The organism is Bacteroides sp. A1C1 (assembly GCF_004328515.1).
In the GTDB taxonomy this organism is placed as follows: domain Bacteria; phylum Bacteroidota; class Bacteroidia; order Bacteroidales; family Bacteroidaceae; genus Bacteroides; species Bacteroides uniformis.
The window spans coordinates 4,167,230-4,191,516 of record NZ_CP036491.1 but is presented as its reverse complement, the minus strand read 5'-3'; the positions used below and the strand labels follow the sequence as shown (position 1 = coordinate 4,191,516).

Annotated in this window: 30 protein-coding genes; 9 read left to right on the top strand and 21 right to left on the bottom strand. The window is 45.0% G+C overall.

Annotated elements, in window-relative coordinates:
• Positions 1 to 29: 29 nt before the first annotated feature.
• The 6 genes from EYA81_RS17550 to EYA81_RS19290 all read right to left on the bottom strand — a co-directional run bounded on the left by EYA81_RS17550 (position 30) and on the right by EYA81_RS19290 (position 3,639).
• Positions 30 to 1,286, bottom strand: coding sequence for a lipopolysaccharide biosynthesis protein (locus EYA81_RS17550; protein WP_117588790.1), 1,257 nt, complete (start codon positions 1,284 to 1,286; stop codon positions 30 to 32).
• Between the two features lie 5 nt (positions 1,287 to 1,291).
• The gene (locus EYA81_RS17545; protein WP_131226220.1) at positions 1,292 to 1,522 is read right to left on the bottom strand and encodes a hypothetical protein; all 231 of its coding nucleotides are present in this window, start codon (positions 1,520 to 1,522) and stop codon (positions 1,292 to 1,294) included.
• A gap of 314 nt (positions 1,523 to 1,836) precedes the next feature.
• Positions 1,837 to 2,301: an acyltransferase family protein gene (locus tag EYA81_RS17540; protein ID WP_119961890.1), complete on the bottom strand. Its 465-nt coding sequence runs from the start codon at positions 2,299 to 2,301 to the stop codon at positions 1,837 to 1,839.
• Positions 2,302 to 2,836: 535 nt separating this feature from the next.
• On the bottom strand, positions 2,837 to 3,268 hold the full coding sequence (locus EYA81_RS17535) for an acyltransferase family protein (protein ID WP_119961889.1): 432 nt from the start codon (positions 3,266 to 3,268) through the stop codon (positions 2,837 to 2,839).
• Positions 3,269 to 3,376: 108 nt separating this feature from the next.
• A complete protein-coding gene (locus EYA81_RS19830; RefSeq protein ID WP_255260470.1) occupies positions 3,377 to 3,499 on the bottom strand; it encodes a hypothetical protein in 123 nt (40 codons plus the stop codon).
• Positions 3,496 to 3,639 (bottom strand): hypothetical protein, encoded by a 144-nt coding sequence (locus tag EYA81_RS19290; RefSeq protein WP_153881084.1) that lies wholly within the window; start codon positions 3,637 to 3,639, stop codon positions 3,496 to 3,498. Before EYA81_RS19290 ends, EYA81_RS19830 begins: the two co-directional genes overlap by 4 nt.
• A gap of 149 nt (positions 3,640 to 3,788) precedes the next feature.
• On the opposite strand from EYA81_RS19290, the gene EYA81_RS17530 reads away from it, so the two are divergent.
• Positions 3,789 to 4,418 (top strand): BT4734/BF3469 family protein, encoded by a 630-nt coding sequence (locus EYA81_RS17530; protein WP_207389416.1) that lies wholly within the window; start codon positions 3,789 to 3,791, stop codon positions 4,416 to 4,418.
• A 54-nt stretch (positions 4,419 to 4,472) separates the two neighbouring features.
• Complete coding sequence (locus tag EYA81_RS17525) at positions 4,473 to 6,248, top strand: DUF3987 domain-containing protein (RefSeq protein ID WP_131226219.1); 1,776 nt, start codon at positions 4,473 to 4,475, stop codon at positions 6,246 to 6,248.
• A gap of 103 nt (positions 6,249 to 6,351) precedes the next feature.
• On the opposite strand, the gene EYA81_RS17520 is transcribed toward EYA81_RS17525, so the two are convergent.
• Complete coding sequence (locus EYA81_RS17520; RefSeq protein WP_005829478.1) at positions 6,352 to 6,570, bottom strand: DUF4248 domain-containing protein; 219 nt, start codon at positions 6,568 to 6,570, stop codon at positions 6,352 to 6,354.
• Positions 6,571 to 6,778: 208 nt separating this feature from the next.
• Here EYA81_RS17520 and EYA81_RS17515 point away from each other — a divergent pair, with 208 nt between their 5' ends.
• From EYA81_RS17515 to EYA81_RS17510, 3 genes are read left to right on the top strand one after another with little or no spacing between them, the layout of a single operon-like run.
• The gene (locus EYA81_RS17515; protein ID WP_005829481.1) at positions 6,779 to 7,264 is read left to right on the top strand and encodes a DNA-binding protein; all 486 of its coding nucleotides are present in this window, start codon (positions 6,779 to 6,781) and stop codon (positions 7,262 to 7,264) included.
• A gap of 39 nt (positions 7,265 to 7,303) precedes the next feature.
• A complete protein-coding gene (locus tag EYA81_RS19965; RefSeq protein ID WP_005829485.1) occupies positions 7,304 to 7,411 on the top strand; it encodes a smalltalk protein in 108 nt (35 codons plus the stop codon).
• A gap of 2 nt (positions 7,412 to 7,413) precedes the next feature.
• Entirely contained in the window at positions 7,414 to 7,827 is a 414-nt protein-coding gene (locus EYA81_RS17510; protein ID WP_131226217.1) for an N-acetylmuramoyl-L-alanine amidase, read from the top strand.
• A gap of 13 nt (positions 7,828 to 7,840) precedes the next feature.
• Here the strand turns inward: EYA81_RS17510 and EYA81_RS17505 are convergent, their stop codons facing one another.
• The 7 genes from EYA81_RS17505 to EYA81_RS17475 all read right to left on the bottom strand — a co-directional run bounded on the left by EYA81_RS17505 (position 7,841) and on the right by EYA81_RS17475 (position 13,751).
• On the bottom strand, positions 7,841 to 8,548 hold the full coding sequence (locus EYA81_RS17505; RefSeq protein WP_035457975.1) for a PIG-L deacetylase family protein: 708 nt from the start codon (positions 8,546 to 8,548) through the stop codon (positions 7,841 to 7,843).
• A gap of 7 nt (positions 8,549 to 8,555) precedes the next feature.
• Positions 8,556 to 9,473, bottom strand: coding sequence for a pseudaminic acid synthase (gene pseI / locus EYA81_RS17500; protein WP_242672391.1), 918 nt, complete (start codon positions 9,471 to 9,473; stop codon positions 8,556 to 8,558).
• Between the two features lie 221 nt (positions 9,474 to 9,694).
• On the bottom strand, positions 9,695 to 10,555 hold the full coding sequence (locus EYA81_RS17495) for a DNA adenine methylase (protein ID WP_131226216.1): 861 nt from the start codon (positions 10,553 to 10,555) through the stop codon (positions 9,695 to 9,697).
• Positions 10,552 to 11,190, bottom strand: a complete 639-nt coding sequence (locus EYA81_RS17490) for a thymidylate synthase (RefSeq protein ID WP_131226214.1) — start codon at positions 11,188 to 11,190, stop codon at positions 10,552 to 10,554. The genes EYA81_RS17495 and EYA81_RS17490 overlap by 4 nt, the downstream gene beginning before the upstream one ends.
• Before the next feature lie 66 nt (positions 11,191 to 11,256).
• Complete coding sequence (locus EYA81_RS17485) at positions 11,257 to 11,499, bottom strand: hypothetical protein (RefSeq protein WP_007562467.1); 243 nt, start codon at positions 11,497 to 11,499, stop codon at positions 11,257 to 11,259.
• 244 nt (positions 11,500 to 11,743) lie between these two features.
• Positions 11,744 to 13,024 carry a DUF3440 domain-containing protein gene (locus EYA81_RS17480; RefSeq protein WP_131226213.1) on the bottom strand — a complete coding sequence of 427 codons (1,281 nt, stop codon included), beginning with the start codon at positions 13,022 to 13,024 and terminating at the stop codon, positions 11,744 to 11,746.
• Positions 13,025 to 13,151: 127 nt separating this feature from the next.
• Positions 13,152 to 13,751 (bottom strand): master DNA invertase Mpi family serine-type recombinase, encoded by a 600-nt coding sequence (locus tag EYA81_RS17475; protein WP_131226444.1) that lies wholly within the window; start codon positions 13,749 to 13,751, stop codon positions 13,152 to 13,154.
• A gap of 76 nt (positions 13,752 to 13,827) precedes the next feature.
• Here EYA81_RS17475 and EYA81_RS17470 point away from each other — a divergent pair, with 76 nt between their 5' ends.
• The 4 genes from EYA81_RS17470 to EYA81_RS17455 all read left to right on the top strand — a co-directional run bounded on the left by EYA81_RS17470 (position 13,828) and on the right by EYA81_RS17455 (position 15,682).
• Positions 13,828 to 14,169, top strand: a complete 342-nt coding sequence (locus tag EYA81_RS17470; RefSeq protein WP_117866132.1) for a hypothetical protein — start codon at positions 13,828 to 13,830, stop codon at positions 14,167 to 14,169.
• Between the two features lie 60 nt (positions 14,170 to 14,229).
• On the top strand, positions 14,230 to 14,586 hold the full coding sequence (locus EYA81_RS17465) for a hypothetical protein (RefSeq protein WP_131226211.1): 357 nt from the start codon (positions 14,230 to 14,232) through the stop codon (positions 14,584 to 14,586).
• 65 nt (positions 14,587 to 14,651) lie between these two features.
• Complete coding sequence (locus EYA81_RS17460) at positions 14,652 to 15,029, top strand: hypothetical protein (protein ID WP_131226209.1); 378 nt, start codon at positions 14,652 to 14,654, stop codon at positions 15,027 to 15,029.
• Positions 15,030 to 15,160: 131 nt separating this feature from the next.
• On the top strand, positions 15,161 to 15,682 hold the full coding sequence (locus tag EYA81_RS17455; protein WP_117945646.1) for a hypothetical protein: 522 nt from the start codon (positions 15,161 to 15,163) through the stop codon (positions 15,680 to 15,682).
• A 570-nt stretch (positions 15,683 to 16,252) separates the two neighbouring features.
• Here the strand turns inward: EYA81_RS17455 and EYA81_RS17450 are convergent.
• The 7 genes from EYA81_RS17450 to EYA81_RS17415 form a co-directional block, all read right to left on the bottom strand.
• Complete coding sequence (locus tag EYA81_RS17450; protein WP_131226208.1) at positions 16,253 to 16,834, bottom strand: hypothetical protein; 582 nt, start codon at positions 16,832 to 16,834, stop codon at positions 16,253 to 16,255.
• A 681-nt stretch (positions 16,835 to 17,515) separates the two neighbouring features.
• A complete protein-coding gene (locus EYA81_RS17440) occupies positions 17,516 to 18,436 on the bottom strand; it encodes a hypothetical protein (protein ID WP_035449788.1) in 921 nt (306 codons plus the stop codon).
• A gap of 1 nt (position 18,437) precedes the next feature.
• Positions 18,438 to 19,490: a hypothetical protein gene (locus tag EYA81_RS17435; protein WP_131226205.1), complete on the bottom strand. Its 1,053-nt coding sequence runs from the start codon at positions 19,488 to 19,490 to the stop codon at positions 18,438 to 18,440.
• A complete protein-coding gene (locus EYA81_RS17430; RefSeq protein ID WP_035449790.1) occupies positions 19,474 to 19,758 on the bottom strand; it encodes a hypothetical protein in 285 nt (94 codons plus the stop codon). Before EYA81_RS17430 ends, EYA81_RS17435 begins: the two co-directional genes overlap by 17 nt.
• Positions 19,759 to 19,776: 18 nt before the next feature.
• The gene (locus tag EYA81_RS17425) at positions 19,777 to 20,934 is read right to left on the bottom strand and encodes a hypothetical protein (protein ID WP_131226203.1); all 1,158 of its coding nucleotides are present in this window, start codon (positions 20,932 to 20,934) and stop codon (positions 19,777 to 19,779) included.
• 2 nt (positions 20,935 to 20,936) lie between these two features.
• Positions 20,937 to 23,801: a hypothetical protein gene (locus EYA81_RS19960; RefSeq protein WP_370293237.1), complete on the bottom strand. Its 2,865-nt coding sequence runs from the start codon at positions 23,799 to 23,801 to the stop codon at positions 20,937 to 20,939.
• A gap of 21 nt (positions 23,802 to 23,822) precedes the next feature.
• A complete protein-coding gene (locus EYA81_RS17415) occupies positions 23,823 to 24,287 on the bottom strand; it encodes a hypothetical protein (RefSeq protein ID WP_131226202.1) in 465 nt (154 codons plus the stop codon).

Here is a 24,287-nt window from a genome sequence, read left to right as displayed (position 1 = left end):
TTTATTATTCTATTCATATTGTGACGTAATCACCTCACGTATTTATTAATTAATCCTTTAGCTCTAAAAACCACCATCGCCACCATAAGGGCTTTAAGGAAAACATAGAGCAGACAGGTATAGTAAAGGCTGTATCTGGTAAACAGCATTGACAGTCCTAAATGGAGAACAGAGCAACTGAATGTTATGAACATCAAATCCTTGGTTCTATCATAGTAGAAAAGATAGTTGGTATAAAGAAAATATATACACTGAAAATATCCGGAAATGCCTAATAAATAAAAATAAGGCAAGGAAGATGAATACTTGGGCAACAAAATAGGGATAATGACTGAACAACCTACAAAAACGATGACAGCCCCAATTGTATAAATAACAAAGATATCCCTTGTTTGGCGTTTCAGCCGCAACCACCTGTCATTCGCTTCCGAAGACAATATTTGATAGATTGACACAGAATTTGTCTGATTAAATGCCGCCCCAATCATATCTATGATATTCGAAAGATTGAGTGCAAAACTGAAGATTCCAACTTCGGCAAGGGTATAATAGTAATTGATGATATATCTGTCACCGCCTTGCTTAATCCAACTCGTAGCCAAGTGTGGAATTAAAGGAATGCCCCACATCAAGATAGGCTTTACCTGAAGCCACGAAAGTCCCTTGAAAATAAATAGGCGATAGCGAAAACACACATAAAAAGCTACAAGTCCATAGAGTACTCCGCAAGCAAGCTGTGCATAGATACGTCCCACCCATCCCTGCTTCAAAGCAACAACAAACAGCATAGTTACAGCGAAATTTACAACGGCAAAGCTGCAACTCACCAAACCAAAAGAAGTCAGTTTCTCACGGATGCGATAATAGTCGAGTACAATTTGAAAATAGCAGTTCATCACAGAAATGACTAATGCAAACCAAAGATAATGTATCGGCAATTCTAACACTTCCGCAACAAAAGTATTACCCAACAGAAGCAAAAAAGCGAAAAACGTAGCTACCGCAAAAGTGATTAGGAAGATGAGAGTATAGTCTTGCTTAAATTTCTTTTCATCCTTTTTAAAGAAAGAAATAGTTATGTAACCATGCGTTGAGAGAGAAACAACAAACCCCAAAAAAGAAATGATGGTGTTGAATAAGCTCAAAGTACCATAATCTGAAGGAGCAATATAATTGGCCAGAATAATCAGTAACAAAAAGCTTGCACCCTGATTAAAAAAAGAGAAAAAAGAGAACAAAGCTCCTTTAAGCAGAAGCTTGTTGCCTAATAAACAATTTAAAAACATTATTTTTATTCAGCAGCAGTGCTACGCAATCCTCTCCACCTTTTCCACACTATCACCGGCAATATGCTCAGTGATACGGTAAGTATTATCGTCAGTGTAGCGCAGATGTATTTATTGCCCACAAAATCCAGCAACATTCCATGTGGAAAGAATGCGAAAACAAACATCTGAAGGAGAAAAATCTCGAAGGAATATTTCCCCATCAGACCTATAAACTCTTTTAGTTTAGTACTCAAACGATTATAACAGAATTTCAGAAAGAAAAGGAACAAAGAGGCTACATAGAAGTAGCATATCCAATGATATATCTTCCAGTCTGTCTGAAAAAATAAAGGTTCGAAATTAATTGAGGTATAAGCGAACATCAAAATAAACGCTATACTGACCACAGAAAGCAGCAATCTAATATTATCCAAGAGAATACCTTTCTCCACCCACATATATCCCAAATAAATCAAAAAGAAATACCGGAAAAATAAAAGCCTGTAAAGCATCTCAGGTATGTGGATATATATGCATACCAACTCCCAAAGGCAGCTTAACGCAATCATCAGCAAGCATATTTTACCCCCCCTACAACTTTATTTAACAATTTGATTATCAATGCAATAATAGGCAACAACAACGCAAACTGTATGTATATCCACACATAGTAGGAACCAGGACCTATACCGCCACCAATAATAACAGTCTTCATCACCTGCAAAGGATCTCTTTGCAATACCACTACCAGCAAAAATACCTCAAAAAGCAGTAAGAGAAGAAAAGGCTTGAAAATCCTATTAAACAGCTTAACCAAATTAGGCATTTTCACAGCCTCGTCCACTCCATGCTTATAGGCATGAAAGACCTGTATCAATAGGAACAAAGGCACTGCTTGGTCTCCCCAAAGAGGAAACAAGATATATTCTGTGTGTGGCAGACAGTGTGCCAACACTACCAAGAAGATACAGACTCCTTTGAGATAATCTATGAAAGGGTCATATCCCTCCTTTTGTAATGTAATGGGTAGCATTCGTTTTATATTTGTAAGCACTCAATTTAAGGTATCCCCCTTAATTAAGGCACTTTTCAGTGCCCTAAACCGGTAAGTTCTCTCCTGCTTCCCTGAAGGGACATCAGGCATATCGCCAAATGCTTATGGAATATTATCACCGGGAAGAGTACCGTCAAAAACTGATAACCTTCGACCTGAACGAAAAGACGCTCAAAATCACTGCTACTAATACATACTTCTATTTAGGTCGATGACAGCAGCAAAGGTCGAAATCTTTAGAATAGAAAACAAAACGGCATTTTTGGACGCTTACTTTTATATCCAATTTATTGGCAATCTATTCAACAACACACTCATGCCGTTCGCCAAAGTTCTTTTTTCCCTATACACATAGGAAAATACTTCACAAGTAGTAGAGTAAGGAAGTAACTTACCACTATAATCAAAGGAAACTCAAAACACAACACAGCCGCCCAACTATTGGGGACTATGTGTAATACTTTGACTACGGGTATCTGTGCAAAAGGGAACATTGCCAAATGGACACCGAATATTACAATGGAATTTCTTCCAAAAAACAAAAAAGGCCTATCAAAAACCAAATACCGCCTACTCCTAAAGGATTGGGTTCAAGAGCATCTATTGGTATAACAGTAAAGAGTTTGGCAAGTCCTATAAATTTATCCAAAATAGAAAATTCAAATAGGCCTTCAAACAGATAGCGTACACACTGCACCAAAAGTTGCAAAGTTATTCCGAATAACCAAAAGAACACAAAGGGTACTAAAAGTGTATTCACTTTCTTGATAAAAAAGTCCTTAAAACAACTCCGTTGTCTGAAAAACAATCCGGATACCAAGAAAAAAAGAGGTAATCGTAAAGGAGCATTTATCGCAACTCCGGTCAAATCGAAATGATAAAGTACCACCCAAAGTACTGAAAAACCTTTTATCGCATCTATGTAATCTATACGTTTTGTTGCCATTGAATTTAATATAAATTATTCCTTACATAAGCACAATATCTATAAAAATATTACATTGGGGACGTCAACAATTAGCATCCCCAGCTGATATGCAAATTAAACCTTCTCTTACTCTCTCTTTCTCACCTTCAGCCATCCCTCCAGCCACTCATTCACCATCTGCCTGATTTCATCATCCTCCAAATCCATGGAGTAGTAATAAAAAAGTGACTGATAAGCACTTAATCTCACATCCAGCCCTTTTTTATTTTTCCATACGTAGTTGTACAAATATGGGCTTCTTTGGCAAGAGTATTAATATTCAAGTCTTTCTCTTTACGCCATTTCTCAAATAAAGCACCCAGTATAGGGTGGTCACTGTTTACATTCATCGTCGTCTTGTATTATGTTATCAGAATTAAAAAAGTACATGTTATTAAACGTTATTTTAGGTTTCTCACATTTAAAATATTTTCCATATACAGAAAATATTTAATGAGAAAAGAGCCCTAACTTCGCACAAAATCTTTAAAACAACAAAATGGAAAATCTATTCAAAATGTCACTTTTCATGCCGCCCATATCACCGATAAAAGACGAAAACACCGGAAAAACCGTAAAAAGTGCCACACTCACCCCATTCAGGACAATGAGCATTGACGAAGTACACCGTCTTATCACCTCCGACCAGAGACTTGCCGAACTGACACTCGCCATAAGAAATGCCGCAGCACAAGGAGACGAAACTACCGCACGATTCCTCAAACAACAGACACTACCCTACGTCACTCCCTGCGGCGTATTCACCCGACGACGAAGCGACTGCCTCACGGAATCCTCCGGCCTGGTTGTAGTCGATATCGACCACCTTGAATCCGCAGAAGAAACGGAAAACTTACGGCAACAACTATTCGATGCCCCCTATCTATGCCCTGCGCTGGTGTTCATCAGCCCCACCGGACGGGGCGTAAAAGCGTTTGTTCCCTGTCTTCACGGACAGAATCCTGCAGAAGGAATACAATGGGCCATGAACTACGTCCACTGCATGTATGACACCGAAAACACACAACCCGGAAAAGGAGTGGACACTTCGGGGAAAGACCTCGTACGTGCCTGTTTCCTCTGCCATGACCCGAAGGCACTGCTCAGAGAAGTTGTGAATTTCGAATGATGAGTCATTGCAAATCACCGACTACAAATTACTAATTATAAATTACCAAATCCGATGGAACCACTATCTTCATTGCACCTTCTGGCCAAAGCAGTCAGAAATGCAGGAGCAGACATTGCTCCAACCTATCAAGAATATATACAACTGGCATTTGCCATTGCCACCGACTGCGGAGAAGCAGGACGGCATGATTTTTTAAGTCTGTGCAGCCTGTCGTCCAAGTACGACCAACGGGCAGCCGACAAACTCTTCAGCAATGCCCTGAAGACCGGCCGTAACGACGTGCATCTAGGAACCGCCTTTCATCTGGCCGAGCTTTGCGGCGTGAAGATTCAGCATGAAGCCGCACCCGCCATTGGTACACTTGGTACACAAAGTTCACCCCTCTCTTCTACCTCACACACACGCGCACGCGAGGAAGAGTCCGCATCGGGCATTGAACCACTGTCTCCATTACCCACTTTCGACGAACACCTCCACTGGCCTTATCCCCTGAATCGCATCATGAGCTGCGGAACCTCCCTCGCCCAATACGATGTACTGCTACTGGGTGCCATCACCGTATTGGGTGCCAGTATGGGAAAACACGTCCGATGTTCCTACGGAGGAAAAATGATGTCCCCCTGCCTGCAAACCTTTGTAGTAGCCCTACCTGCATCCGGCAAAGGAGTGCTCTCCTTGGTACGCCTGCTTGCCGAGCCCATTCACGATGAAATACGTGGGCAGGTAGACGAAAGCATGGCATGTTACCGCCGCGAAAAAGCAAAATACGACACACTGGGCAAGGAACGTGGAAAAACGGAGACTCCCGTAATGCCTCTCAACAAGATGTTCCTCATCTCGGGCAACAACACCGGAACCGGCATCCTGCAAAACCTGATGGACTCCGACGGTACCGGACTGATATGCGAAAGCGAAGCCGACACCATCTCCACCGCCATCGGTTCGGAATACGGACACTGGAGCGACACCATGCGCAAAGCCTTCGACCACGACCGACTGTCCTACAACCGGCGCACCGACCACGAATACCGAGAGGTAAAGAAAACTTATCTTTCCGTACTTCTGTCAGGCACCCCCTCACAAGTGAAACCACTGATTCCCACTGCTGAGAACGGGCTCTTTTCTCGCCAGGTATTCTACTACATGCCTGCCATACATCATTGGCAAAACCAGTTCGACCGCAATGACAGCGATCTTGAAGATACCTTCAAGGCTCTGGGCATGGAATGGAAGGACAAACTGAAAACCATTGTCATGAACGGAATATTCACCCTTCACCTTACGGACGGACAGAAAGATGAATTCAACCGGCTCTTCTCCCGGCTTTTCGTACGCTCCGGACTAGCCAACGGAAACGAGATGTCAAGCAGCGTGGCACGTCTGGCCATCAACATCTGCCGCATCATGGAAGTGGTGGCCATGCTCCGCGCAATGGAACAAGGGGAAATCACCGCCTCGCCTTACGTGTCGCCCGACCCTCACACAGCCACAGACAATCTGAAAGACCACATTGTCAGCCGATGGAATCTCCTCATTGCTTCCGCTGACTTTCATGCCGTACTCTCACTGGCCGAAAGCCTTTACCGGCATACCACCCATATCCTCTCCTTCCTGCCCAACACCGAAGTGACAAGCCGCGGCAATGCCGACCGGGATGCGCTGGTAGACAGCATGGAAGAAGAATTCACACGGGCCTCTTTCCTGCAGAAAGCCGGAGAGATGGGCATCAAATCGGAAACCGCCTCCACCTGGCTCAAACGTATGCAGAAACACGGGCTGGTGGAAAATGTAGATGGCAAGGGAAACTACCGGAAACCCAAAGTCTGACATTCACTTCGCTTCACGCACGCGTATGTGTGTGAGACGAAAGGATGGATGAACCTCTGTACCAAGTGTACCAACCTGACCTTTACGCCATCCAACCTCAGGTTTAAGGCTCTCCAAGTGCAGCCACTATCAGCCGCACTTGGGCAGGCGTATAAGAGCGGGAACGGGAAGAACCGCCCAAAGCGGAAAGTCCGTCACGCAAATCGGGACAAAGGTCTATCCAGTGTTTCAGTTTGCGGAAGGCAGCCTCCGGACAAAGATTGGGACAATAGATTTGGGCCAATTCGGTACGCCCGTATGTACGTATGACAAAAGAATCCATAGTTGACAGTTACGATTTATATTTCATCAAAAGTAACTATAAATCATGACATTATCAAACTTACAAGCGTAAATAACCGACTAAAACAGACCCAAACAGACGAGAACCTGCAAAAACCGACAAACGCCCGTATCCACAGCCTTATCTTTGCATCGTTGAGTTCAACACAGCAAATGTTTTTATCCTTTAACTTCTAAATTTTAATTGTATGATTCGTTACAAAAAGTATCAAGTGACGGGCGAAGACAGCCCACTGAAAGGCCTCTGGTATGCACGCCCCGTAATCGAAGAAACCTTCGACATCGAAAAATTGGCCAAGCACATGTCCAATCACAACACCCCCTATTCGAGTGGTGTCATCAAGGGAGTACTGGCAGACATGGTTTCCTGCACCAAAGAATTGATTCTGGACGGCAAGAACGTGAAACTGGATGACCTTGCCATCTTCTCCGTAGGAATCGTCAGCAAGAAAGGGGCGCAATCCGCTGCCGACTTCTCGCTGGCCAACAACGTGAAGGGGCTGAAGCTCCGCGCCCGTGCCACCGGCGAACTGAGTAATGCCCAAATCAACCTGGATGGACAGCTGAAAGAATCTTCCCTGTACACCGTAGGTGGAAAAGCTCCCGATGGCAGTGGTTCCGACGGCGGTTCCGGAGGAAGTGACGGCAATCAGGGCGAGAATCCGTTAGGATGAGAATAATTACAAATTACTAATTATCAATTACCAATCATCATGAGTGAAGACAAAAAGTCAAAATCCGTATGGGGCATTGTCCTCAAAGTAATCATCACCGTAGCTACCGCCATAGCGGGAGCTTTAGGTCTGGGCGCTTGCAAATAGCCATGCGTACGATTACCCTGCTCATTATTCATTGCTCAGCCACGCCTCAAGGCGTGGCCCTGGGCTTTGAGGATTGCCGCCGCGACCACATCCACCACCGCGGCTTCCGTGACATCGGCTATCATTTCTATCTGACCCGCAACGGCGAAATACACCGCGGCCGCCCGTTGGAAAAAATAGGTGCGCATTGCCTCAATCACAACCGCCATTCTATCGGCATCTGTTATGAAGGAGGACTGGATGCTGCAAGTTTTCCTGCCGATACCCGTACATTGGAACAGAAGGCTTCGTTACTGGCACTGCTACGTGAGTTGAAGCGTATCTTTCCACAGGCGCTGATTGTGGGGCACCATGACTTGAATCCGACGAAAGCGTGTCCGTGCTTCGATGCGGAAAGGGAGTATAGGGGGCTCTAAAAGGCTCCCTTCTTCATTCTATCATCCGCACTATCTGAAATGCCTCGGCCAAGTGTTTGCCTACGGTATAGCCGCGAAACCGGGCAAGGGCCTTCAATGCCTCCGAAGAGCGCGGATGCGGAAAAGCACGGCTCTCAAACTCATAGGCCGCCATGGCAGCACATTTTGCTTTCAAATCATCCTCCGAAATCTCCATATAGAAATTGGCTGTGAAATGGCGTGGGTCGCAAGTAGCCTGCCACTCACTGGCTGATGGGGTCTCGAATGTAAAAATAGCCTTCACCGGTTCGTCCTCCATAGGGCGTGTGGCAGTCATCACTGCTTGAAAAGTCATCTGATGGTCAATATTAAGGTCGCCACCATGGTGGGTAAAGATAAAGTCCGGACGAAACTGTTCCTTCTCATGCTCCACTACCTTTACGATATCAAGCAGTGCATGGCTGTCAAAACGGTTGTCGGAAAAATTATATGCCTGCACGCTGTGATAGCCTATCAACTGCCGCGCCGTCTCCACATTCTGATGATGCCTTTCCAAGACTTCCTTCCACTGTTCCGTGTCACGGGTATCTGAGCGTGAAGTAATCCCCTCTCCCAAAATGATGACCCGGGTCTGTACTCCTTGTGTCTTGACTAGTTTGTGCATGGTAGCGCCTAGGCCCAGCAGTTCATCATCGGGATGGGCGGCAACAACCATGATACGTTTATTTGTAAATAGAGACATAAATATATTACTGAACGTACTCCATTTTCATTGGAGTACCACGTTTGACATCACGATTGACAGTTCTACCTAGAAGTTCATCCAAATATCGCGGATGCAATCCTTGCCCTGGCCGAATAGAGCGTAAGTTATTAGCCGTAAGCGTTTCGCCGGCTTTCACATCCTCAACAATAAACAAAGAACGAGCGAAACCTCTATTGAACCGTGCATGTTCGTTTAGTTCATATTGTACAGTGCCTAAAGCCTTTTCTGTATTACGGATTTCATCTACCATCGTCTTGAACTCATCCGGCTCCATTGAGAAAGCAGCATCAGGGCCTCCCATTGCCCTACTTAAAATGAAGTGCTTTTCCACAATCTTTGCTCCTAATGCCACAGCGGCAACAGCAACAGAGTGTCCCATAGAGTGGTCTGAAAGGCCCGCCACAACTTTAAAGCGCTTGGTCATATCGGGAATTGTCAAAACATTAGCTTCTTCTAAAGGAGTGGGATAAGAAGATGTACACTTCAGAAGAGCAATCTGATTATTACCCTCGCTACGGCAAATATCAATGGCTTCTTGTATGTCAGTCATCTCGGCAATTCCTGTAGAAATAAGAATAGGCCTGCCTTTTGAGGCCATTCTGCGAACAAGAGCTGTATCTGTAATCTCGAAACTTGCAACTTTATAAGCAGGAACGTTCATCTTTTCCAGAAAATCAACTCCTTCCAAATCTGATGGTGCTGAAAAGAACTCCATATCCAAATCATGGGCAACTTTCTGCAATTTGGGCAACCACTCCCAAGGCGTGTATGTTTCCTTATAGAGTTTGTTCAATGTCTTCCCGTCCCACAAAGTGCCTCCACCAATTTGAAAATATTCATTATCACAATCAATGGTAATACCTCCGTCTGGATTGTCATTCTGTATAATCCGCAAATTCAAATTTCCGCAGAATCCGAAACGAAGCGTTCGATTTTCAGGAAAAGGGACAAAACGAAGCGTTCAAAAAAAGGAAAGCACGCAACACTCAAAAAGCCGAAACAAAAGGTTTGTAATGACTTCTGTTTCGGCTTTATAATTTCATAAAAATGGCTTTATAACGGCATTAAAATAAGGCTCAAAAGTTTGGCCTTCTGCTTGAAAAATTGTATCTTTGTTCAGTACTAAGCAGCTGTTTTATGAACTAATTTTTCCTGTTTCTTATACAGCATCATGTCTGTATATTCGGCAGAATAATTCATGTGGGCATTGAATTCCTTTTTTGTACAACCCTCAAAAGGATTGCCAATGGTTCTGTTTGCTCCAATCCATTCACACAGTTCAAGTATGGAGGATTTATTGGATGTGAAATAAACGAAGGAATACTTTTCGAGTATCTTTAAAACATCCAAATAATCAGACAAGCGCCAATACATATTGTACGTACCAACATCAGTGGAAAGATAAGGCGGATCAATTAAAAAGACGACTCCGGGAACATCCTTATATTGGTTGAATACTGCTTTGTAGTCGCATGATACAATTTCAAGCCCTTTTAAATAGTCAGAAGATTCTGGATAACCGGTCTTGCGAATGTTGTTATAAAGGACTTCCTTGCGCATTTCGGCTACAGACAATTTATACTTCATGGAGAACATAAGTGAGGATGATAAGGTTATAAAATCCACGTACCCAACATTTAGTTCTTCTTCCTCGATACGTTTAAAAATGCGATCTCTAAGCTCCCCTTTAATTGGTTTATGTTTGGGTACCGAATTACCCACCAGCTCCCTAATATCGGCAAGCAGTTTATTTGTCTGTGGGATATTTTTCAGTCTGAACCGGTAGTTGTCGAAGTCATTGTAGACAACAGTTGCATCGGGCTTGCTTCTTTTGGCTATATGCGAAAGAAGTCCGGAACCGCCAAACAAGTCCACAAACACGGTATCTTCAGGGAACTGCTCCAAAACTTTAATAAACTCTTTAGCAAACATTCTTTTTTGGCCTACAAATGGCAGTGGTGCAGATAAATTCATATTCTTCATACGTTCAAGTCAAATTTAATGTTTTCAACTCCGGATAACAGTTCCAGAGTCCGATCAATGTTATTTTCATATATATGCACATTTCCAAGGTCAAGGGTTATGGACTTCAGGGGAAGCTCCACCTGCCTTGCCATCAGATAAAGATGATAAATATCAGCCGGAAGCCCAAGGTTCGCATCAGAACTACGCTGATATGCAGATAGCACCAGTTCTCCCTCATCAATTTGGAACTGCACAAGACTCAGGCAGGGTGCCTGGTTGCTTTCCACCCCGGTTTCTCCAAGAAACAGGACATAATTCTTGCTGTTGCGCTTTTCCTGGTTAATCCTGGTTATGAGGGGTGGAAGCTTTTCAAAGTAAGTTGGATAGCTGTTTACAAGGGTATGGCCGCAATAATCCCACCAGGTAATCCCTGCCTCTTTGTATTTTTCCACATCCCGGACTCCTTGCATAAACAGTTTCAATTCCTCTTTCAGCTTTTTCCTGGCTATCCCGTGGCTTTCAAATATGTCAAGTAAATCAGCGGGGGTCAGCATGAGCCTTTCGTTTAATAGATACTTGATACGGCCTTTCCTATTGGTCTGGATTTTGCCCGTTTGGAGTATCTTGTCTAATGTCTGGTAATACTTATTCATGAGCTTTATTTTTGGTTGTACAAAGGTAGCTCTACCGGACAACACAAGGCATCCCCGGCACATCAATCACACTGCACCGAGCGTGCAGTGCTTTCCAAACCGTTTGATAACATCATACACCTTGCGTTCGCTTACCGAATATTTATTTGCCAAAAACGCCACTGCATAAGTGGTCTTTTCACCTTGTTTTTTCATGACCTCATACTCTGTATATAAGTCTATGAATCGAAGGTCATCCTGCTTGCCGCCCAAACTTATAAGCATTTCAAGCGGTTCTCTGTTAAATTTAAGTGCTTCAAATAATGTCATATCCAATCATTTTTGTACTTTTGCAACGTCTCACTTATTAGGCGTGTCATACGTCACCCCAAAATATAAACGCTCAGAGCGCGAACGAAGGCATCTGCCCCCCGGTCGTGCGCTCTGAGCGTTTTTGGTTATATAGTAAGTGAGACGACTATTTAACAGGCCGGGGGCTTTTTTTCTTACTTTCCCCTACCTTTTACAAATAAAATAATTACAATTGGTTTTGAATTTGTATTTTAAACATCATTTATAAAATATCCTTGTATTTTTTCATGGCATTGTTCTTCAGATTACTTTCCTCTTTAGTCAAGGCAAATCCCATGTACTTGCAGATATGGTCATTGCGCAAAATACATATACACATCCGTTTGTAAGTAGGAATCTCCTTGAACTCCTCAATGTCTATATCGTCCAAATAATCCATCCGTACCGGTTTCTTGTCTGTCCTATAGTTGGTGCTGTCACCCACCTGGATGGGGATGTTGCGGTTTTTCAACTTTTGTATGACTTCATCACTGAGAACTCCACCCTTTTCCTTCCAGAATTTGATACTGGTTTCCAGCTTGGACTGGTATCTTCTCCTGGTATGTTCCGGCAGGGTCGAAAGCAGGAATTCCATGAATGACTTCCAGGTATATCCATCCGGCAGACGTATCGCTCTCCTTCCTGCCGCACGGGTATTGCCGTAAAGTCCGGCAAAGCCGACTCCGTTTACACGTCCTATCATCCGTCCCCAAGTGTTGGGGTCAATGACTTTATACAAGGCAAGGCTCTCGATGGCCTCACTGATGAAAGGACTTGCCACTCGTTGCCGGTCAAGGCTTACCCCGGCTTGGTAGTAGAGGTCGTATAGTTTATTGTAATCCCATCGGAATTTGCCGTTGGCAATCCATATATCCTCCGTTTTCCAGTCGAACAGCGGGTATAGATTATACACATCTTCGCCGATTTTCGTGCTCCATTGGTAATCCTTATATTGCTCTTTCACCCCCCGATAGATTGTGCGCCAACGGTTGTAGCTTTCCTGGGTACGTATACCCACCAGACAGCAGGTACGTCGTGCGGCTTTCCGTTGATGGAGCCAACGAGAGAATTCCAACTGAAATTCATAGTCCCACATCCTGCGGTTATAGAAAGGGAAATCGTCTACAGTCATTGCGCCCTCCGGCATTTTTCTGACCCACACCTCCTTTTTTGCTTCGTCCCAGGGACGCCAGTAGTTCTGGTACATGGAGGTACAAGTCGTTACACGGAAAGGTACGCAGACACGGTACACGTCCAGCATGTCCTTGTTTGCCTCCAATACCCGGTCCACATAGTCAATGGTCATGCGGTACTGTATCTCATAGTCCATGTGGAACACTCCAATTTTGCGTTTCAGCCGGTTCCTATGCATATAGTCCAGACATAGGTTCAGTAACACTCCACTATCCTTTCCACCTGAAAAGGAAATGTATATATTGTCGAACTCTTTAAAAATCACGTCCAGTCTTTCCTGGGCTAACTCATATACATTTTTTGGGGCCATAATCTTCTACTATAAATTATACAGCGGCAACAAAAGTAATGTAAAGTACAAACTATTCCTAATACAATGTAACAAGAACTGCTTATCTACCCTATCTTTGAAGCAAAAAGGATTTTGTCCGCATAAGTTATACTAACTCCATTCTTCGCAAATGGTCATCAAGAGTTTTAGGATTGCACTTCAACTTCCGGCAAATAGCGGCTTTACTATAACCATAGTCAAGCATAGTTCGGATAAGATTTTCCTTTCCAGTCAGCTTGTAATGCGTGTTTTTATCCCCCTTTTTTCGACCAAGTCGTATTCCTGCAGCTTTTCTGTAAGCAAGGGCCTCCTTGGTTCGCTGACTGATAAGGTCACGTTCAATTTCAGCGGATAAACCGAAAGCGAATGCCAATACCTTACTGTTGATATTATTACCTAATTCGTAACGTTCCTTGACAGTAAGAACGCAAGTCTCCTTAATCATACAGAGGTGAAGCATTGACATAATACCCATCAGGTTTCTTCCTAATCGGCTGATTTCTGTTATGATTAGAGTGTCGCCTTTCTTCATCCTCTTGAGAAGCGGACCTAATTTCCTATCATTAGCAATTTTGGTGCCGGAAACCTTCTCGGACACCCATTTATCTATTACAAGTCCTTTTTCCGTCGCAAATTTTTGGACTTCGAACCTTTGGTTCTCGACTGTCTGTTTGTCTGTCGACACACGAATATATGCGTAAACCATTTTTGCGGTGAAGGTAGTCTTATTCAACAGCCTAACCAAAAAGGGTATTCTAATGACCCTCAAAAGTACAAGGGATATGATAGAAAAGGTTAATATAACAGATGCCAATGTGGTTGAGTTAATCAGAGAAAAACTGCCTGCTGCAACAGAAGCAAACAAGGGACTTATGCAAGCTAATGGATTTGAACAAGGTAAGAATATATTAAATGAAGAATACGATAGTAAAATCAGTGCCGGTGTATATTCATCTACTGATAATTTAAATAATATGGGCACTGGAATTTTATTAGCGCTAAGAGGGTTTCAATACACAGCCCATTTATATATTACCAACTCTGCAAGAATATATATTAAAACCATTCGTAGCAATGGAGAGGTTTTGAAAGATTGGACGTTAATAAATAATACCAAAACATAAGAGACTTTTGGAGTATCCATTTTCCTACCCTATCCTTTGACCCTCAAAAGTACAAGGGATATGATAGAGAAGGTAAACATAAGTCAAGCCTTGAATAGCTTATCTGTAAAGACCAATGCAGATTTTTTCTATGGAGAAGAAAGTAGTGTTCCGTTGAAAATTAAGAAAAATGATTTTTTCAACTTGCTTCCATTTAAGAATTATGGTATTTTAGAAGGTTCTCTGGATGATATTGGTTCAGGCTTTGGCTATAATTCAACTGGAGATGGTTCTGGTATTTCTGGTATGTTTTTTTGCATTAACTATAGTCAGTGTAGGTTTCAACTAAAATCCGATTTATTGGGAAATACTTTAAAAGCCAGGAGCAGCAATTTTAACGGGGAATGGACGAACTGGAAGTCCATATCATTTACTTGATTGACAGTAGAGCTCATAACAATCTTTTTTCCGTCATATCCTTTGACCCTCAAAAGTACAAAGGTATGATGGAAAAGATTGATATTACAGACACAAGCGTGATAAATGCCATCACAAGGCAGCTCAATATAAAGAATATCAGGAATGAGATGTTCCCTACCTGGAGACTGACATTGCAACCGGGGGAGGAATATGATTTGGGTACTGCTTATTATGGGGCATATCTGATAAGAAATAGCGATTCTGGTGCGGCAGCTCTAATCATGGTGGGTGCCGGAGTATCATCCAATATACTGTTGAGCGATGGAAATAGCATTTCAACTGATTTTACCGCTGGGGGCAAAATCATATTGAATAAAAAAACGTCAAATGGCAATGTATATGTAAAAAATGGGAGAAGTACAGAAGCATATATAAATGTCATGCAGATAACTAATTATTAGCAGGGGTTATTCCCCTGTCTTCCTTACTCGTTCTCGATATAAATTGCTCAGTAACTTTTACTTTTATTGTGCTCATTGCTGTTTATTGCTTATTTCCGTCATATCCTTTGACCCTCAAAAGTACAAGGAATATGATAGAGAAAGTTAACATAACAGATTCCAATGTAGTTGAGTTAATCAGAGGGAAACTACCCATTGCAACAGAGGTAAAAAACGGTCTGAAACCTTCCAGGGACATGCGACAAGAAAAGCGGGTATCCATGACATCCTCCATATTGTTGTTTGAGAGAAAGGACACATCTTCTTTCTCCGATGGAATTCTATTTAGTGTACAGTCATACGGAGGAGGACCGGTTGCCCTATATTTCCTTTCAATATATAGGTCTGAAGGGGTAACAGCAGCTCCTTCATACAAATTAAATCTGATAGGCGGTGTTTTGGGAACGGAAAATGCAAGGCCGAAATTCAAGCTCTATAATACCGATACTGGAGCATTCAAGGTATTTCTTGAGCGTAGGGATTACACGCCCGGAGTATATGCGAAACTATTGTCTTCCTACCATCCGACAATATTTGAATTCATATTGGAAGCGGCTGACGAGAGTGAGGTGGCTGCAGCGAGCTACATGGAGGAGTCTAAGGTGGGGGGATAATCTCCCCCATTGTAGTATTTATTCCCGTTTCTTGTTTTTACCGCCATTGGCTACAAGAAAAATCAGAATAACTCAATTGACTTCCCTTTTTTCAGCATGTCTTGTAATATAGGATTTGTTCCTTTGAAATAAAAATCATACCTTTGGTGCATTGACACCCGATAATCATGCCTTATTTGTGAAGATAGAGCATGTACTTAGAAGGCATTGGGAACGCCATAAAGTTGAATTCGGGTTGCCACCCTATCTCTTTCTTTTGCGCATTGGACAGAATGTTTGTTTGCTTGTTAAATTACACTTCATACCTTTTATAATGGATGTCCAATGTGCGCAAATTAAGCCCGTTCAAGCCGAGATGGTTTGAGCGGGTTTTGTTTGGCATTCTGATTGATTATTATTAATTTTACCGCATGTCTTTTTAGGCATAGTAAGTAGTTCTTGTTCTATAAAGTAAAGTCCGAAGAGTTGGAATTTATAGAACTTACACTTAATCAATTAGTTAATACAGACTTTCCGTCTTGTCCGTGAGGATAGGACGGATTTTAATTATAGGCAGAAAATTGGAAAGACTTATGAAATGGTAATTTTATTTTCCTTGGAATGAGAGCCAATAACATATTCCGATGTTACCGCTTCCATGGAGAGAATTTGGTTCTTGTTTCCATTAACATTTGATATGGCATACAACATAAGATAGCCGCCAGAATGGTTTGGGTATTTACTGTTTAAATAAAAACTGAAAGTATTGTCATTATCAACGTAGCATACGATATAGTTACATATTGTTGAACTGTAATTTTCTTTGGATAGACGACTGTCTGCGAATTTGTTCTCCCAATACTTTATATTAACAGAGAAATTCTCATTACTCATATTGTTTTGGTTAAAACCTATAGAGCATTGCAACCTTATGGCACGATATTGTGCCGTACTTATTGCTGTTCTAATTATAAAGCCTTTTACATTTCCAGCTGAAGGAGTGGAAAATAACTTTGGAAATAAGCCTCCTATTAATGTATTCATCACATTTGCCAAATCACTTTTCTTTATTTTCCCCTGACTACCATCTGCCAGTTCCACATACACATAGTTTGTATCAGTCACTATCTGATACTGGTTCATTACTTGACCTATATTTACCTTCTCTATCATATATCCCTTGTACTTTTGAGGGTCAAAGAATAAGGCAAATAAGCAATAGACAGAAATGAGCACAATAAAAGTAAAAGTTACTGAGCAATTTATATCGAGAACGAGTAAGGAAGGCAGGGGAATAACCCCTGCTAATAATTAGTTATCTGCATGACATTTATATATGCTTCTGTACTTCTCCCATTTTTTACATATACATTGCCATTTGACGTTTTTTTATTCAATATGATTTTGCCCCCAGCGGTAAAATCAGTTGAAATGCTATTTCCATCGCTCAACAATATATTGGATGATACTCCGGCACCCACCATGATTAGAGCTGCCGCACCAGAATCGCTATTTCTTACCAGATATGCCCCATAATAAGCAGTACCCAAATCATATTCCTCCCCGGTTGTAATGTCAGTCTCCAGGTAGGGAACATCTCATTCCTGATATTCTTTATATTGAGCTGCCTTGTGATGGCATTTATCAAAAAAAAAAAAAAAAAAAAAAAAAAAAAAAAAAAAAAAAAAAAAAAAAAAAAAAAAAAAAAAAAAAAAAAAAAAAAAAATCACGCTTGTGTCTGTAATATCAATCTTCTCTATCATATCCCTTGTACTTTTGAGGGTCGTCATTTTCGGATAAAAACGACAACCGGTTTAACATTTTGTTTTTATTCTCGTTTTGTTTAATATTTTGCTAATTAATTGGGTCTTCGTAAGTACGTTCTTCCAATTCCGCATAAGAATAGGCTACGTCCGTTCCTTTAGTTAGAATCCATATTGCACCTAATGACATGAACTCATATACTCCGCTTTTTGATATAGCGATCTTATTGCAATAATGATATTCATTATTTTCAAATGTAAGTTCATTAAATCCATCTGTTGTTACAACTGAAGTATAACCATAAGTGCTTCCCATTGCTGCATTATATATTGTCAACGAGATTTTCATCCCATTATATTGGACAGCCTCTGGAAGCATATACATACTCTGGGAAATTCGGTTTGGACGGCCATTCCGAAATTCAGAGCCAAAAGCCGGATTCAAAAAGAAATACCCCTCGTTTGCACGGAAATCATGCATCCGAACAAATGATGCATTGGCAATAATTGTCCCCTCAACTTCAACATTACGTCCCTTGAAGCTCCCAGTCAGAAAATCAAGGAGTAAGTTTGGCCGAAACTTGTTTGCCGGATTCATCGGGTCATTGTAATTAAAATCTTTATATCCGCCTACCGTTTCTACAGCAGAGCCATCGGCTTTTATTCCGTATTGCGAAAACATATACTGCCCATAGAACACCGCACTTGCCAGCTTGGCGAAATTCGCCATCAGAATCTCGACGAACGAATACCTGACCTTGTCCATTAGCACCCAGGTGGCCTTGCTGCCGTTGGCCGCATAGTCCTTTTTCGGATTAATATTCTTGAAGGTGCCCTCCTTGTTCAATACGTAATACTGCCCCTCACACAGCACCATGGGTGCGGACAGTGGGGTACGGGTATAGGATACGGATGCCGCGTACTCCCCGGTCGGATAGACCAGTGGGCCGACCGGTCCCTGCTGGAGATACTTCACTTCTCCCGTCTTGCTTGCCAACGCTTTCTTTGCCATATCATGCTGCCGTTGAGATTGTCCATGAAACATTGCCGCCTGCCTGCTGGCACATAGCTTCAGTGCAGGTACCGCTTGCCGCAGCCACATTCGCCGTAGCCGGATTGAGAATGACCCCTGCCGAATCCATAAAGACAAAATAGAACAGCATATTCTTTGCCTTCGTGGTCTGTCCCCGCTTGACAAGGATAGGCGTATAAGTCACAGAACCGCCGGAACCGGCCGTAATCGTCTCATCCTCTGGATTGGGATTCGTGATGATGTCGTAGGGGTCTGACAAGTCCATCACCGTCTGCGTGTCAAGGCCTATCAGATTGCCGCCCTGCGACACCTCCACCTTGAAGATACCCGTAGTGTCAACCAGGCTGTCCGTAACGGTCAGACTCTTGCCAGTCTGGTCGACGAGTGTCTGCCAGGCACCGTTAACCATCCTGGACCACTTGTAGGTCAGTCCGGAGGTGATCTCTGACGCTCCACGCCGCGCCATCGCCGTGAGAACGACACTGCCTCCCTTCTCACGGATGGCAAAGTATTTGTCATCTCCGGAAACGATGGTCACCACGTTCTGGTTACCCACACCCTTAGTGATAGGGATGCTGTAGACGAACTGCACCTCATCCGACACGTTGCCCACGGTCACCGTAGCCACCGCCTTGACGCTACAGCTCGCACCGGACGACGCCTTCACCAGGTTCTTCACGATCTGAAGCCCGTAATAGTTCGTAGTGCCTGCCTTGTAGGGAATGAACTTGAAATGACCCGTCTCGCCGCCAAACGTGTTCGTGGAGACGTTGCCCGAGAACTTGACCTCGACGTCATTGAAATACCACCTGATGGAAGAGGGCACCACAACCCCCTCAGCCACCCGTGAGGAGGTGAGAAGGAAGGAGAGCGTCGGCTTCATCGTGGTAAAGTCGGGGGCTATGTTTGTCGGAGCGCCCGACTCACCGTCATACTCCTGGTACAGGTCTCCCTTGTCGCACATGATGGCAGGCATGTATACACCGGACTTCTGTGAGAATATCACCTGCCCGACCTTACTCGCTACGCTCATCGGTCACCTCCTCCCCGTCTTTATCCATGAAACCCTCCGGAGTGGCGACCTCCACCGGATCTTCCACGCCGTCTATCTCACCCTTGGCCTGCTGCGGGGAAAGGCACACGCCCCCGACTACTGCCGCCCGGTCGAATACCGTATCGCCGGGAAAGCCTGCCACATCGGCCTGCCATAACAGCACATTGCCGTCGGCAGTGCTGTTGCGGATTCCTGCCACTCCCAGCTTGTCCGCAACCTCTCTCGTCACTTTGATATAAAATGCCATACTGCTATCGATTAATGGTTAAACATCCCTTTTCCTTGCCACTATAAACTTACCGCTGTCATCCGTCACGTACTTGCCGTCAGATGTCACCACCGCCGCATACGGGCCCTTGTCAATCACCTTCAGCTGTAGCATCATGCCGTCGGTGCATGGGATGGAGGGCGAGTACCCGGCAGCGGCCAGCACGTATGAGGAGGCGCCGGCCGCCTTCGTGTACCATTCGCACTCAAGGATGGCCTGGGGATTGGGGACAATCCCTGCCGTATCACGGATGACCGGTTTCGGGTATATCATCTTGGTTCCGTCGGCCACCTGCTGCGGAAATCCCTCCCAGTCAATCTCGATGGCGGGAATACGCCTGCGGATGGTGGTGGAGACATAGTCTATGTCACTGTCCGGCTTGGATGAAGGAGCACCGTCCTTCGAGTACGATGCTTTCACGACGTAGGTCTGTTCGTGGCCGATATAGTCCCGGTCTATGGTAAGCACGTTCTTTGTCAGTGATACGAACTCCCAGTCATTGTCGCCGTTACCGTCGGTAATCTGCTCCAGTGCGCCCGTATTCAGCTTCCGATAGAAGAAGAACTTGCACTTGTTGGTTGCTGTGACATCTACATCACCGACAAGCAGTCTGGCGGTGATGGCCTGCCTGGCAATGTCCCGACACGGGTTCCAGTCAAGTGCCGACGGAGAGTCGACCATCAGCCTGGGCTGCGCCTCGCTGCCGTCAACGGCGCGGACAAGACGGCTGAAACGGTAGACGTGCGTCTGTCCAGTACGCTTCACATCGACATACTCGGCGTAGAACTCCAGTGTTACCGGACTGCCGGGAACGGCGTTCTTTTTCACTTGTATTTTACCCTTCTCGGCTCCGGTCTCGGTAATGACATAGCTCTTGTTGGCAGATGTAATCAATGTCCGTACACCGTTCAAGCGCTCGTACCACTTCATGTTGACCAATGACGCGTTGACCGCACCCACCTTGACCACCGCATCCGGGTCGGTGGCATTGCACCGGGGGAACAGCGTCAGGGGGGTAAGCGTGTAGTCCGGAGTGTACTCGGCCTTGTCAGCCTGGTACACCTGCACGTCCGGCACGCTGCCGACAACCTCTATCCCGCCGCTGGTCTGGAGAGGGCGGTAGTTGACCTCTATCTTCTTCTGTATAGTCTGCATAATTAGAAAGTTATATAATTCATTGTCTCATAATTGTTCTGCCCGTCACGCAGCAATACCCGTGCGATGAACTTGCACCCGGTCATGTTCATATAGTCGGGACCGAGGTCGTTGACCGTCAGCGGCAGCGACTTGCCGGTTTCCGCGTGTGCGACCGCCCAGGCGTTGTCCTCGGTGACGTTGCCCGTGTCGCGCGTCCACTCCACATCACTGTCAAGGATATGCGCCGTCACGTCACGGTTGTACAGCTCACCGGTAATGGTGAGGGTGGTCGCAAAACGCTCCGCATCGAAGTACCAGCCGTTGCTGCTCTCAATGTCGATGCTGAAATCCGGATTGCCCTCGACCATTGCCCAGGATGCGGAACCGTATTGGGGTTCGTCCGTGGTGCCCGTCACCAGGCACATCCACTTGCAGCCATAATGATACACCGCATCGTAGGTTTCTTTTTCTGACTTATACGGGTCACTGACCGCTTCGCTTGCACTCCATTTCCCGCGGTTGTTCTCGTTGCGGATTGGGGTGCCTTGGTAATCTATACGTAGGATGTCCTGTAAGGCAATACCACGGCAATAGATATAACTATGGCGGTAATTTATAGGTAGGTTGTCAAACAGTGACAACTGTTTTAACTTGCCTATGATGATGGCATAGTTATTCTCTTCCAGTATGGGTTTCGTTACGCCATCGAGCATACAGATACACTTCTCACGAGAAGACAGATACCAATAGGACTGCCGTTCCTCATCAACCGGGTTGCCACGGTGTGATAATATCATCAACGGCTCAGGAGGATAATTCTTGCCACCCGGCACCTCGCTATCAGGGTACATCACAGCGTTGAGCATATTGGCTGAGGTATCTACATGCAGCACTCTTAACCATGATGTGTAATAGTGGCCACTACCAGAAGTCAGGTCATTGACAACACCATATACAACATCGTTTTCTGCCAGTGCAGTAAAGTCGTTATCCCACCGCTTCTTCATCTTCAGGCTGTATGTGCCGTCTTCAAGCTGCGATACACTTTCGATGGTACCGGACTCGGAGAAGGAATAGTCGTTCTCCATGGCAGAGAGACGGTTGAAGATAAGTTCAAGGACAGTAATGGAATCGCGGACTTCAAGGCGTTCAAACTGCGCGCGGCCGTCAGGGAATATTCCGGCACCCTTGCCTGCGACCATAGAGTCGATAAACTCGCCGACCTCAAAGCCGTCCAAGGCCTTTGCCGTGCCATGAGAGCAGAGCCCTTTGAGAAAAGTAATCAATCCGGAAGCCGTATCATCCTTTTTACGGCTTATGGCCTTTTCCTCTATTTCTTTCAAGACCTTCAGCGCTGAAAACAGGTTATTGTCTGTAGGCTTTGTATTCTCCCAACTTCTGACAATATCAGGCAATGCGGAAGCAAGTACTTTTGTATGGTTCTTGATATTTGTAATTTCATTACCAACCTCTTCCATTACTCCAACAGAAAGCGCGTCACCGATTTCCAACTCGACTTGTGAAGGCAGGTTGACCATTCTTGATATTTTCGTAATCCGGCTGGACCGGTAACCCGTTTTCGGAAAATATTCCGTGCTCTCCAGACGGACACGGCGGCCCGGATAAAGGTCTATCTTATGGCGCTCAATATACTCATGGTCAGTCGGGGCTTTGTAAACTGCGATATCCATCCAGTATGCCTTGTTATAGTCATTGACGGCTTTTTGAAACTCATCCTCCGCCAGTCGGTAATATTCGTCCGGCATCCGGATATTCCAAAGGATATAGGTATCCCCAACTTTCGGGACGAGCTTGCCGCCTGGAAGCTGGGTGTCGTCATCGTAGGGCCAAATAGTAATCAGTTCAAATTCCCTCTCCGCACTGTCGTAATTCACTTCAAAATAGTGGTCATCACTTACTCCGAGTCCGGCCAGGTCGCCCGTTTGGAACGACACCCGCTTGGTCTCATCAGCCAGTTCGTACAAGTTCGGGTCAAAATTCAGTTCGCTGTCACGGAAGTAATAGATGGTGAATTTCTTCCCCTCATCGTCCGTCACCTCCTCACTGCGTACAGAACTGACTGTACCTACCCTCCGGGGGTAGATGCCACTGAAAGCTTTCTGCTCGTAATGGTCATAGATCCCGTATTCTTCCACACCCTGCTCAATATACTTCTTGCCACCGGGAAGCATCAGACGCGGGCTTCCGTATTTCTCCGCATCGATGTTGCGGGTCGAACCTACCGGGAACAGGCGCGTATAGAACTTGGCCGTGTTGCTGGTATCTCTTTCCAGCGAGGTCAGCCCCTTGCCATAGCCCAGCGTGATTTCTTCCCCATGTTCACACCGGCACACGTTCACCGTCTGCCCCTCAATCCACCATTCCACCTTGCCGCCGGCTTTTTCGGCGATGGCTTTCAGCGCTTCGTCGCAGTACATGCCCTCGTAGTCTATCGTGATCAGCTCCGTACCTTCCACCGTACCCGTCTTCCAGTCGGTTATGTGGCCCATGCCGTCATTGATGGCTTTCACCACCATGGCTACATGCTCTCGGGGAGTGGCCGTCAGTGTAAACAGGGGGTTGGTGTCCCCGTCCGTCGTTTCCAGCACCAGGAACCGTTTGATAAGACTTTCCACACCGTACAGTTTCAGGTCATATTCCCATTCGCCCTCGCTCACCTGCTTCGGCGTGTAGCGTTCCGTCAGCCAGTACCGTTCGCCCAGATAGTCTGTATAGTCGTTCACGTCCAGGGCCAGGAAAGCATAATAGCTGAACGACAGGGAAAGCACATTGTCTCCCTGCACTTCCTTGCTTTGCGTCGAGCTGTCGTTTACAGCCACGTCCGCACGCTTGTTCCCGGCTTTGTCATATATCGTTAGAAGCATATTTGAACATCATTTAAATGGTTATATAATCGGTTTCGGTTCCCGGAACTTTACCTTGAACTTGCCGGCATGCACGCCTTCCGTCCACAGATAGGTCAGCGGGGTGAACTTCGTGCAGTCGGCATACTTCACCCGCAGCTGCAGATCCAGCTGGGGGAAACGGATGTCCAGCCAGCCGTCCTTCCCTTGTTTCAGGAAATTCACAAAGGCAAAGTACTGTTTCATCCAGCCTGCCTGGGTCTTGTTGTACAGGGCAAAGTGCAGCGTCACGTCCCGCGCCTCATTCCGTGGGGTGAGCACGGCGCTGTATTTCTCCCCGTCCTCCTCCCGTATGTCCACAGCCGTATCCTTCTTGGCCTTGCTCGGGGTCAGGATGGCCGTCAGGTTCTCCATGCCCCCGCGCCGGTCTTCCACCAAAAACACGCCGTATTCCGTCCAGATGTCCGTGCCGTTCACCAGCACCAGTCCGCTCAGTATATTTGCCAT

Excerpts from the sequence above, each read along its gene's own strand:
- EYA81_RS17505 (WP_035457975.1), bottom strand. The coding sequence starts at position 8,548 with ATGTCTCTATTTACAAATAAACGTATCATGGTTGTTGCCGCCCATCCC.
- EYA81_RS17515 (WP_005829481.1), top strand. The coding sequence starts at position 6,779 with ATGATTCGTTACAAAAAGTATCAAGTGACGGGCGAAGACAGCCCACTG.
- EYA81_RS17550 (WP_117588790.1), bottom strand. The coding sequence starts at position 1,286 with ATGTTTTTAAATTGTTTATTAGGCAACAAGCTTCTGCTTAAAGGAGCT.
- EYA81_RS17470 (WP_117866132.1), top strand. The coding sequence starts at position 13,828 with ATGATAGAAAAGGTTAATATAACAGATGCCAATGTGGTTGAGTTAATC.
- EYA81_RS17535 (WP_119961889.1), bottom strand. The coding sequence starts at position 3,268 with ATGGCAACAAAACGTATAGATTACATAGATGCGATAAAAGGTTTTTCA.
- EYA81_RS19965 (WP_005829485.1), top strand. The coding sequence starts at position 7,304 with ATGAGTGAAGACAAAAAGTCAAAATCCGTATGGGGCATTGTCCTCAAA.
- EYA81_RS17430 (WP_035449790.1), bottom strand. The coding sequence starts at position 19,758 with ATGGCATTTTATATCAAAGTGACGAGAGAGGTTGCGGACAAGCTGGGA.
- EYA81_RS17455 (WP_117945646.1), top strand. The coding sequence starts at position 15,161 with ATGATAGAGAAAGTTAACATAACAGATTCCAATGTAGTTGAGTTAATC.
- EYA81_RS17460 (WP_131226209.1), top strand. The coding sequence starts at position 14,652 with ATGATGGAAAAGATTGATATTACAGACACAAGCGTGATAAATGCCATC.
- EYA81_RS17450 (WP_131226208.1), bottom strand. The coding sequence starts at position 16,834 with ATGATAGAGAAGGTAAATATAGGTCAAGTAATGAACCAGTATCAGATA.
- EYA81_RS17540 (WP_119961890.1), bottom strand. The coding sequence starts at position 2,301 with ATGCTACCCATTACATTACAAAAGGAGGGATATGACCCTTTCATAGAT.
- EYA81_RS17475 (WP_131226444.1), bottom strand. The coding sequence starts at position 13,751 with ATGGTTTACGCATATATTCGTGTGTCGACAGACAAACAGACAGTCGAG.
- EYA81_RS17480 (WP_131226213.1), bottom strand. The coding sequence starts at position 13,024 with ATGGCCCCAAAAAATGTATATGAGTTAGCCCAGGAAAGACTGGACGTG.
- EYA81_RS17465 (WP_131226211.1), top strand. The coding sequence starts at position 14,230 with ATGATAGAGAAGGTAAACATAAGTCAAGCCTTGAATAGCTTATCTGTA.
- EYA81_RS17440 (WP_035449788.1), bottom strand. The coding sequence starts at position 18,436 with ATGGCAAAGAAAGCGTTGGCAAGCAAGACGGGAGAAGTGAAGTATCTC.
- EYA81_RS17510 (WP_131226217.1), top strand. The coding sequence starts at position 7,414 with ATGCGTACGATTACCCTGCTCATTATTCATTGCTCAGCCACGCCTCAA.
- EYA81_RS17435 (WP_131226205.1), bottom strand. The coding sequence starts at position 19,490 with ATGAGCGTAGCGAGTAAGGTCGGGCAGGTGATATTCTCACAGAAGTCC.
- EYA81_RS17415 (WP_131226202.1), bottom strand. The coding sequence starts at position 24,287 with ATGGCAAATATACTGAGCGGACTGGTGCTGGTGAACGGCACGGACATC.
- EYA81_RS17485 (WP_007562467.1), bottom strand. The coding sequence starts at position 11,499 with ATGACATTATTTGAAGCACTTAAATTTAACAGAGAACCGCTTGAAATG.
- EYA81_RS17520 (WP_005829478.1), bottom strand. The coding sequence starts at position 6,570 with ATGGATTCTTTTGTCATACGTACATACGGGCGTACCGAATTGGCCCAA.
- EYA81_RS17525 (WP_131226219.1), top strand. The coding sequence starts at position 4,473 with ATGGAACCACTATCTTCATTGCACCTTCTGGCCAAAGCAGTCAGAAAT.
- EYA81_RS17490 (WP_131226214.1), bottom strand. The coding sequence starts at position 11,190 with ATGAATAAGTATTACCAGACATTAGACAAGATACTCCAAACGGGCAAA.
- EYA81_RS19290 (WP_153881084.1), bottom strand. The coding sequence starts at position 3,639 with ATGAATGTAAACAGTGACCACCCTATACTGGGTGCTTTATTTGAGAAA.
- EYA81_RS17425 (WP_131226203.1), bottom strand. The coding sequence starts at position 20,934 with ATGCAGACTATACAGAAGAAGATAGAGGTCAACTACCGCCCTCTCCAG.
- EYA81_RS17530 (WP_207389416.1), top strand. The coding sequence starts at position 3,789 with ATGGAAAATCTATTCAAAATGTCACTTTTCATGCCGCCCATATCACCG.
- EYA81_RS19960 (WP_370293237.1), bottom strand. The coding sequence starts at position 23,801 with ATGCTTCTAACGATATATGACAAAGCCGGGAACAAGCGTGCGGACGTG.
- EYA81_RS17495 (WP_131226216.1), bottom strand. The coding sequence starts at position 10,555 with ATGAAGAATATGAATTTATCTGCACCACTGCCATTTGTAGGCCAAAAA.